The 8,663-nt window shown below is 67.3% G+C and carries 4 protein-coding genes; 3 read left to right on the top strand and 1 reads right to left on the bottom strand.

Annotation, left to right across the window (positions count from 1 at the left end; genetic code table 11):
- Nucleotides 1-605: 605 nt before the first annotated feature.
- A complete protein-coding gene (hrpA, locus tag ACO6D5_RS28475) occupies nucleotides 606-4,550 on the bottom strand; it encodes an ATP-dependent RNA helicase HrpA (protein ID WP_485827243.1) in 3,945 nt (1,314 codons plus the stop codon).
- 217 nt (nucleotides 4,551-4,767) lie between these two features.
- Here hrpA and argA point away from each other — a divergent pair, with 217 nt between their 5' ends.
- The 3 genes from argA to ACO6D5_RS28460 all read left to right on the top strand — a co-directional run bounded on the left by argA (nucleotide 4,768) and on the right by ACO6D5_RS28460 (nucleotide 8,609).
- Complete coding sequence (argA, locus tag ACO6D5_RS28470; protein WP_315847221.1) at nucleotides 4,768-6,126, top strand: amino-acid N-acetyltransferase; 1,359 nt, start codon at nucleotides 4,768-4,770, stop codon at nucleotides 6,124-6,126.
- Nucleotides 6,127-6,228: 102 nt separating this feature from the next.
- Complete coding sequence (locus ACO6D5_RS28465; protein ID WP_006218476.1) at nucleotides 6,229-6,501, top strand: oxidative damage protection protein; 273 nt, start codon at nucleotides 6,229-6,231, stop codon at nucleotides 6,499-6,501.
- A gap of 158 nt (nucleotides 6,502-6,659) precedes the next feature.
- Entirely contained in the window at nucleotides 6,660-8,609 is a 1,950-nt protein-coding gene (locus ACO6D5_RS28460; RefSeq protein WP_485827242.1) for a phosphocholine-specific phospholipase C, read from the top strand.
- Nucleotides 8,610-8,663: the final 54 nt, after the last annotated feature.

The following is an 8,663-nucleotide window of genomic DNA, read 5'->3' as shown; positions in this document are numbered from 1 at the left end:
GTCAGTGGGGGAGGACCGGGTGCTTAGGGTTCTTGCCCCGGATGGAGAGGGTGAGGAATATCTTGCGGGGCCCGCCCCCGGCCGGCCGCGCGGGCGGCCTTTGGGGGCTTACGTGGTGTCTTGCGTCGAGGGGATGGAGCGATGGGTGGCGCGCGTACTGGTCCAGCTATGCAAGCGGCGGTCTGCCGCGCGACACCCGTCGCTCCCCCTTACCTCGCCGGTGACGTACCGCCAGAAAACCACCCGCCACCCGCGCGCAGCGGCCACCGTCACAAAACCTGAAGACGCGTATGCCGATTACGGCCGCCCGCGCGGCCGCAATCGGCGGGCACCGTAAGACTCGTCAAGGATCCTGGACCTGGCGGCGCACCAAGCCAAGACGGCGGCAGGTGGTCGGCGGGGCGGCCTGACTGCGCGCAACCTTGATGCGCCCGAGGGAATCTGAAGGAGTCGCCGAAGGCGAGGACGAAGATGACGACGGGAGAGTCCGGAGCGAAGGCTCCGGACCGCAATCGTGGGCGCGCGCAGTCAGGCCGCCCCGCCGACCAGCGACCTACGAAGCACAACGCATGGACCACGAAGGAAGAAGAGCCGAAGCTTCGCGATCACCGCTTCAACGACTCCCAACTCTTCATCAACCGCTTGACCGACACCGGCATCGGCGTCCGAAGTTCCTGCGCAAACAACGCCACCCGCAGTTCCTCCAGCAACCACCGGAACTCGTCCAGGCGCGGATCGGGCGCCCCCTTGAGTGCCGCCCTCGCCCGCTGATACTGCGTCACCAGCGGCGCCATTTCCGCGACCAGCTTCGCGTCGCGTCCCGGATCCGCCCGCAACTTATCGATGCGGGCCACAGCCGCCTTCAGATAGCGCGGATAGTGCGAAAGTTGCGAATATGGCGTGTCGCGGATGAACATCTTCGGCATCAGCGCGCCGATCTGCTGTTGAAGGTCGGCGTACGCCGCCGCGTGCGGCTTCGCTTGCGGCAGCTTGCGTTGCAACGCCGCGTACTCCGTCAGCACCGCGCCCGCCAGCCTGGCCACTTCCTGCGCCAGCAGGCCCAGACGGCCCTTGCCTTCCGTGCGGCGCGCGTCGAATTGCTGCTCGTTCACCGGCCACGGTTCGGCCAGGCACGCCTGCCCCAGCGCGCAGTCGATGATCTGGTCGCGCAGTTCTTCCTGCGTGCCCAGCGTCATGTACAGCATGCTGATCTTGGTCAGGTCCGCCAGGTTCTTTTCCAGGAACTTGACCTGCTCGCGCAGCCCCAGTCGGAAGAGCTTCAACAGGCCCGCGCGGTGGTGCTTGCGCGCCTCGTCCGGATCGTCGAACACGTCCAGGTCGCAATGCGTGCCCCGGTCCACCAGCGCCGGATAGCCGATGACGGACTGGCCGCGCCGCTTGATCTCCATGATCTCCGGCAAGGGGCCGAACGACCATGTCGTCAGATTCTCGTGCGCCAGCGCCTGGGCAACCTGCGTATCGCTGGCCGCCAGTTGCTGGAAGGTCGCCTGTGCCTGCTTGCCGAATTCCGCACGCAACTGCGCCAGGTTGCGCCCGGCGGCGAGCATGCGGCCGTGTTCGTCGACCACGCGGAAATTCATGAACAGGTGGGCGGGCAAGGTTTCAAGCTTGAAGTCGCCCACGGCCGGCCTCACCTGCACCTGGTCCCACATGTCGGCGATGATGGCATCCACCAGGCCTTGCTGCGGATCCGCCTGCCGTTCGAACCAGCGCTCGTAGAAGCCGGCCGCATAGTCGGGCAGCGGCACGCAATGGCGGCGCAGCTTTTGCGGCAGCGACTTCAGCAGCAGGTGGACCTTTTCCTTCAGCATGCCGGGCACCAGCCACTCGCAGCGGTCCGGGTCGATCTGGTTCAGCGCGAACAGCGGTACCGACAGCGTCACGCCGTCACGCGGCGAACCGGGCTCGAAGTGGTAGTCCAGCGCCATGGACACCCCTTGCCATTCCACCTTCTTGGGAAAGACATCGGTCGTGACGCCGGCGGCTTCGTGCCGCATCAGCTCGTCGCGGGTCAGCATCAGCTTGGCGGCGGCCGCCTTGTCCAGGCTGGACACCCACTTTTCCAGCGACGCCGTCTGAGAGATATCGGCGGGCAGCTGGCGGTCGTAGAAGGCGAAGATCAGTTCGTCGTCCACCAGGATGTCCGGGCGGCGCGTCTGATGCTCCAGTTTTTCGATGCCGGCGATCAGCTTGCGGTTGTGCGCCACGAAGGGCAGGCGCGTGTCGATCTCGCCGGGCACCAGCGCCTGGCGGATGAACAGTTCGCGCGCATGGGTCGGGTTCACGCGGCCATAGTGGATGCGGCGGCCCGTGTAGATGGTCAGCCCGTACAGCGTGGCGCGCTCGTTGGCCACGACCTGCCCGGCCTTCTTTTCCCACCGCGGGTCCGACCAGTTTTTGCGGATCAGGTGGGCGCCCACCTTTTCCAGCCATACCGGATCGATCCGGGCGACGCAGCGCGCGTACAGCCGCGTGGTCTCGACCAGTTCGGCCGCCATGATCCAGCGCCCCGCCTTCTTCACCAGGCGCGAACCCGGGTGGATATGGAAGCGGATCTCGCGCGCGCCCTGGTAGTGGCCGCCCTCGTCGCTCTTGAAGCCGATATTGCCCAGCAGCCCGGACAAGAGCGCCAGATGCAGCTGTTCGTAGGTGGCTTCCGCCTGATTGACCCGCCAGCCCTGCTCGCCCACCAGCGCGGACAATTGGGTGTGCACGTCGTGCCATTCGCGCAGCCGGATCGGCGACAGGAAATTCTGCCGCAAGAGGTTCACCAGCTTGCGCTGGGACGCCTTGTGCTGGACCTGTTCGCCATACCAGCGCCACAGTTTCAGGAAGGAGATGAATTCCGACTTGTCGTCGGCGAACTTGGCGTGCGCCGCTTCCGCGGCCTCGCGCTCCTGCATGGGGCGGTCACGCGCGTCCTGCACCGACAAGGCCGATGCGATGATCAGCATTTCGGACAGGCATTGGTGTTCGCGCGCGGCCAGAATCATGCGGCCGATGCGCGGATCCACCGGCAGCTTGGCCAGCTCGTGCCCCGTCTCGGTCAGCACGAACGACGCGCCGGTGCGCGAGGCCTCGCCGTCATCGTCCGACGCGGACGCCAGTTCGATCGCGCCCAGCTCCTGCAGCAGGTGGTAGCCGTCGGCGACGGCGCGCCCGGGCGGCGCCTCGACGAAGGGGAACTGCTCGATGTCGTCGAGCTTCAGCGATTTCATCCGCAGGATGACGGACGCCAGCGACGAACGCAGCACTTCCGGATCGGTGAAGGCGGCGCGGTTGTTGAAGTCCAGCTCGTCGTAGAGGCGGATGCACAGGCCCGGCCCCACCCGGCCGCAACGGCCGGCGCGCTGGTTGGCCGAGGCGCGGCTGATCGGTTCGATCCGCAGCTGCTCGACCTTGTTGCGCCAGGAATAGCGCTTGATGCGCGCCAGCCCGCTGTCGACCACGAAGCGGATGCCCGGCACCGTCAGCGAGGTTTCCGCCACGTTGGTGGCCAGCACGATGCGCCGCGCGTTGGTGCGCGGATGGAAGATCTGCTCCTGCTCGGCCTGCGACAGGCGCGCGTACAGCGGCAGCACCTCGGTGCCTGCGGGATGGCGCTTGCGCAGGGCCTCGGCGGATTCGCGGATTTCGCGTTCGCCGGGCAGGAACACCAGCACGTCGCCCGGGCCGTGCCGGGCACATTCGTCCACGGCGTCCACGATGGCGTCGATCAGGTCGCGTTCTTCGTCGCCCGACATGCGCTCGCGGTCGCGGCCAGGCTTGGCGGCAGGCGCCGCCTCGTCGTCGGCCAGCTCCTCGCGCACGGGGCGGTAGCGGACTTCGACCGGGTACAGGCGGCCCGATACCTCGATCACCGGCGCGGGCTTGTCCTCGGATGCGGCGAAATGGCGGGCGAAGCGCTCGGCGTCAATGGTGGCCGACGTGATGATCAGCTTCAGGTCCGGGCGCCGCGGCAGCAGCTGCTTCAGGTAGCCCAGCAGGAAATCGATGTTCAGGCTGCGTTCGTGCGCCTCGTCGATGATGATCGTGTCGTAGCGGCGCAAAAGCGGATCGCGCTGCGATTCGGCCAGCAGGATGCCGTCGGTCATCAGCTTGATGGACGCGTTGGGGCCGGTGCGGTCGTTGAACCGCACCTGATAGCCGACCACTTCGCCCATCGGGGTATTCAGCTCTTCGGCAATGCGCTTGGCGACCGAGGTCGCGGCCAGACGGCGCGGCTGGGTGTGGCCGATCATCTTCTGGCGCCCGCGGCCCAGTTCCAGGCAGATCTTGGGCAGCTGGGTGGTCTTGCCCGAGCCGGTTTCCCCGCTGACGATCACGACCTGATGGCCGGCGATCGCGCGTGCGATCTCCTGCCGCCGCGCGCTGACGGGCAGGTCTTCAGGGTAGGTCACCGCAGGGATGGGGCGCTCGGGACGCTCGGGGCGCGGCGCCCGTTTGGCCGCGCGGGCGGCGTCGGCCGCGGCGGCCGGAGCCCCCGGGGAAGCCGTCTTGGGCGCCCGCGGGCGGGAGGATTCAGGCATGTACGATAGTCCGGTTAGCCGGGCATTATAAATTTCTATGGCTTCCCTGCCCGCGGGCCAGCCGGACGCCGTAGAAATCGGGTACGAAATAAGCGCTGATTTTCCGCCTGCACCCGACCCCGGCGGCCATATAATTTCGCCACGCCGTCACCGGACGGCGCTATGGCGCGGCAAAGCGCCGCGTTTTTACCGACTCTCAGGAATCCCTCCGCCCATCATGCCCGACCTGGAACCAGACACCGTCTCCGCCCTCGAAGCCCCAGAATTCGCACCCGCCCAGTTCGTCCGATGGTTTCGAGACGTGGCGCCCTATGTGCATGCGTTCCGAGGCAAGACATTCGTGGTGGCGTTCGGTGGTGAACTGGTGCAGGCCGGCGCACTCAATACGTTGGTGCAGGACCTGTCCTTGCTATCGTCGCTGGGTATCCGGCTGGTGCTGGTGCATGGCTCGCGCCCGCAGGTCAATGAACAGCTGCGCCTGAAGGGTTTCACGCAGCAGTTCGACCGCGGCCTGGCCCCCACCGACGCCGCCGCGCTGGAATGCGCCAAGGAGGCCGCCGGCGAGATCCGTCTGGACATCGAAGCCGCGTTCAGCCAGGGGCTGCCCAACACGCCGATGTCGCACGCGCACATCCGCGTCATTTCGGGCAATTTCGTCACGGCGCGCCCCACCGGCGTGCTGGACGGGGTGGACTACAAGCACACCGGCCAGGTCCGCAAGATCGACACCGAGGCATTGAAATTCGCCATCGAGAAAGGCTCGTCGGTGGTGCTGCTGTCGCCGCTGGGCTTTTCGCCGACGGGCGACGCGTTCAACCTGGCCATGGAAGACCTGGCCACCAGCGTCGCCGTGGCGCTGCGCGCCGAAAAGCTGATCTTCCTGTCGACCTCGCAAGGCGTGCTGAACGACGACGGCACGCTGGACACCGAACTGGCCCGTGTGGACGCCGACGCGCTGCTGGCCGGCGGCGAGCTGGACGAAGAAACCCATGCCTTCCTGCAGTACGCGTCGCTGGCAGTCAAACGCGGCGTGGCCCGCGCCCACCTGCTGCCGTTCGCGCTGGACGGCAGCGTGCTGCTCGAGATCTTCACCCACGACGGCGTGGGCACCATGGTGGTGGAAGACACGCTGGACGATCTGCGCGCCGCCACGATCGACGACGTAGGCGCCATCCTGAGCCTGATCGAACCGCTGGAAGCCGACGGCACCCTGGTGCCGCGCCCGCGCAGCGTGATCGAACGCGACGTGGAGAATTTCACCGTGCTGGAGCACGACGGCGTGATCTACGGCTGCGCCGCCCTGCACACCTTCGCCGACGAGCACATGGCCGAAATGGCCTGCCTGATCGTCCACCCCGAATGGCAGGGGTCCGGCGAAGGCGAAATCCTGCTGCGCCATATGGAGTCCCGCGCCCGTGCCACCGGCGCCAAGCGCTTGTTCGTGCTGACCACCCGCACGTCCCACTGGTTCATCAAGCGCGGATTCGTGCAGGGCGGCGTCACGGACCTGCCCCGCGAAAAGCAGAACAACTACAACCGTTCGCGCAACAGCATGGTCTTCATCAAGAAGCTGTAACCGCCGCAACGGGCCCTGACCGCAGGGTTCGAAGGGGCTTGGCGCCCTCTGGACGCCAAGCCCGCTAAAATACGCCGTTATCTATCTTTCCGGCAGCGAACCATGTCCCGTATCGTCAACTGTGTGAAATTGAAGCGTGAAGCCGAAGGGCTGGATTTTCCTCCCTACCCCGGCGAACTCGGCACGAAGATCTGGCAGAGCATTTCCAAGGAAGCTTGGGAAGAATGGAAGGCCATCCAGACGCGCCTGGTCAACGAAAACCGCCTGAACCTGGCCGACGCCCGTGCGCGCAAGTACCTGAAAGAACAGATGGAACGCTTCCTGTTCGAAGACGGCACCGTGGAAGCCCACGGCTACGTCCCGCCCTCGGCCTGATCCGCTGCGCCGACCGTATCAGACGGCATCCGGCGCGCCCATCCGAAGCCCCTCGCCCGCGAGGGGCTTCGCGTTTTCGGGCACTGCCCCCACATCATCAAGACGGCGTTGCCCGCTACGCTTAAGATTCGAACATTGTTGGCCGTATTAATGCAGTCATGAGAGAAGAATCGCGCTTGCCTTACCCCGCGGACCCGCCGCCGTCCATCGCGCGCGCGCTGGCGATTGCCCCAGACCGCAAGACCGGTACGCTTCACGACGTGCGGCACGTTGTCGTCCTGATGCAAGAGAACCGGTCGTTCGACCACTACTTCGGCACGCTGCCCGGCGTGCGCGGTTTCGCGGACCCGCATCCGGCGCCCACGGCGGCCGGCAACGTGCTGACGCAATCGGACGGCGAGGCAAGCTGCCGCCCCTATGCGCTGCGCACGGAATACGCCAGCGGCACGCCGGTGGGCTACATCACGCCGCACACGTGGGACGACGCGCAACGCGCGTGGAATGACGGCCGCATGGACCAATGGCTGTCCGCCAAGAGCCGTCTGGGGCTGGGTGCCTACACCAGCGAAGACGTGCCTTTCCAGACGGCGTTGGCCAATGCCTTCACCGTGTGCGACGCCTACCATTGCTCGTTGCACGCCGGCACCAATCCCAACCGGCTGTTCCTGTGGACCGGCACCAACGATCCGGAAGGCCTGGCCGGCGGCCCCGCGTTGGTCAACACCTACGACCGCCTGGGCCCGCCCGATGAAGGCTACGCCTGGACCACCTACCCTGAACGCCTGCAAGAGGCGGGCGTGGACTGGCGTGTCTATCAGGACATGGCGGACAACTTTCACGACAACCCGCTCGCCGGTTTCAGGCAGTATCGCCGCCAGCACGCCAGCGGCGAGGCGGCCGCCCCGTTGCGCGACCGCGGCCTGTCCACTTACACGCTGGACGACCTGGCCCGCGACGTGGACGACGGCACGCTGCCCCAGGTGTCCTGGATCGTCGCGCCCACGGCCGATTCCGAGCATCCGGAGGTGTCGTCGCCCCGCCAGGGCGGCGCGTACACCGAGCGCGTCCTGGACATCCTGACCCGCAACCCGGAGACCTGGAGCCGCTGCGTGTTCCTGGTCACGTACGACGAGAACGACTGCTTCTTCGACCACATGCCGCCCCCCGCGCCGCCCGCCCGCCATGCCGATGGCCGTTCGGGCGGATTGTCCACGGTGGAGCTGGACGGCGAATACCATGACACGCGCCACGGGCCCAGCGCCGCGTCCAACGATGACCCCGCCAGCCTGCACGGCCGCGGCTTCGGCCTGGGGCCGCGCGTGCCGATGCTGGTGGTGTCGCCCTGGAGCCGCGGCGGCTGGGTCAACTCGCAGGTGTTCGACCACACCTCGGTAATCCGCTTCCTGGAGGCCCGCTTCGGCGTGGCCGAACCCAATATCAGCCCCTGGCGCCGCGCCGTGGCCGGCGACCTGACGTCGGCTTTCGACTTCGCCGGCGACCGCGGCTCGCTTCATCCCGACAGCAACCGCCACGCCTGCCCGCTGCCCTACGCGCTGGAAGCCGTGGGCCGCATGACGGCTGACGGCGAGCACTACCGCCTGACCTTGCGCAACTCCGGCAGCGCGGGCGCCGTGCTGCATGTGTACGACCGCCTGGACCTGGCGCAGGCGCCCCGCCGCTACACCGTGGGTCTGGGCGCGCGGCTGGACGACGGTTGGCGCCTGGGCGAGCACGGCGCTTATGACCTGTGGCTGCTGGGGCCGGACGGCTTTCATCGTCAATTCCGCGGCGACGCGCGGGACGCCGGCATGCTGGAGGCGCAGTTCGTGCCCGTGACCTCGGGCCTGCGCCTACGGCTGATCAACCACAGCGACACGCCCCAGCCCGTAAAGGTGGAGTCGCACATGGGCGACGGCTGGCGCGCCATGACGCACGTGCAAGCCGGCGGCGCGCTGGAACTCAAATACGCCGGCTGTGAAGGCTGGTACGACCTGGAAATCAGCGCCCCCGCGCTGCCGGCGTTCGGGCGCCGCCTGGCCGGCCGCGTCGACGCCGGCAAACCCGGCGTGCCGGACCCGCGCCTGTGCCAGGGCGCTGCGCTGCCGTAGTGGTCCGCGCAGGCGCCAGCCCGATCAGGCAAGAAAAAACCCCAGGGCAAGCTG

The sequence above is a fragment of the Achromobacter sp. genome (assembly GCF_057314935.1).
Note: the sequence above shows the minus strand (reverse complement) of the source record. Positions and strands in the feature narration are given on the sequence as shown.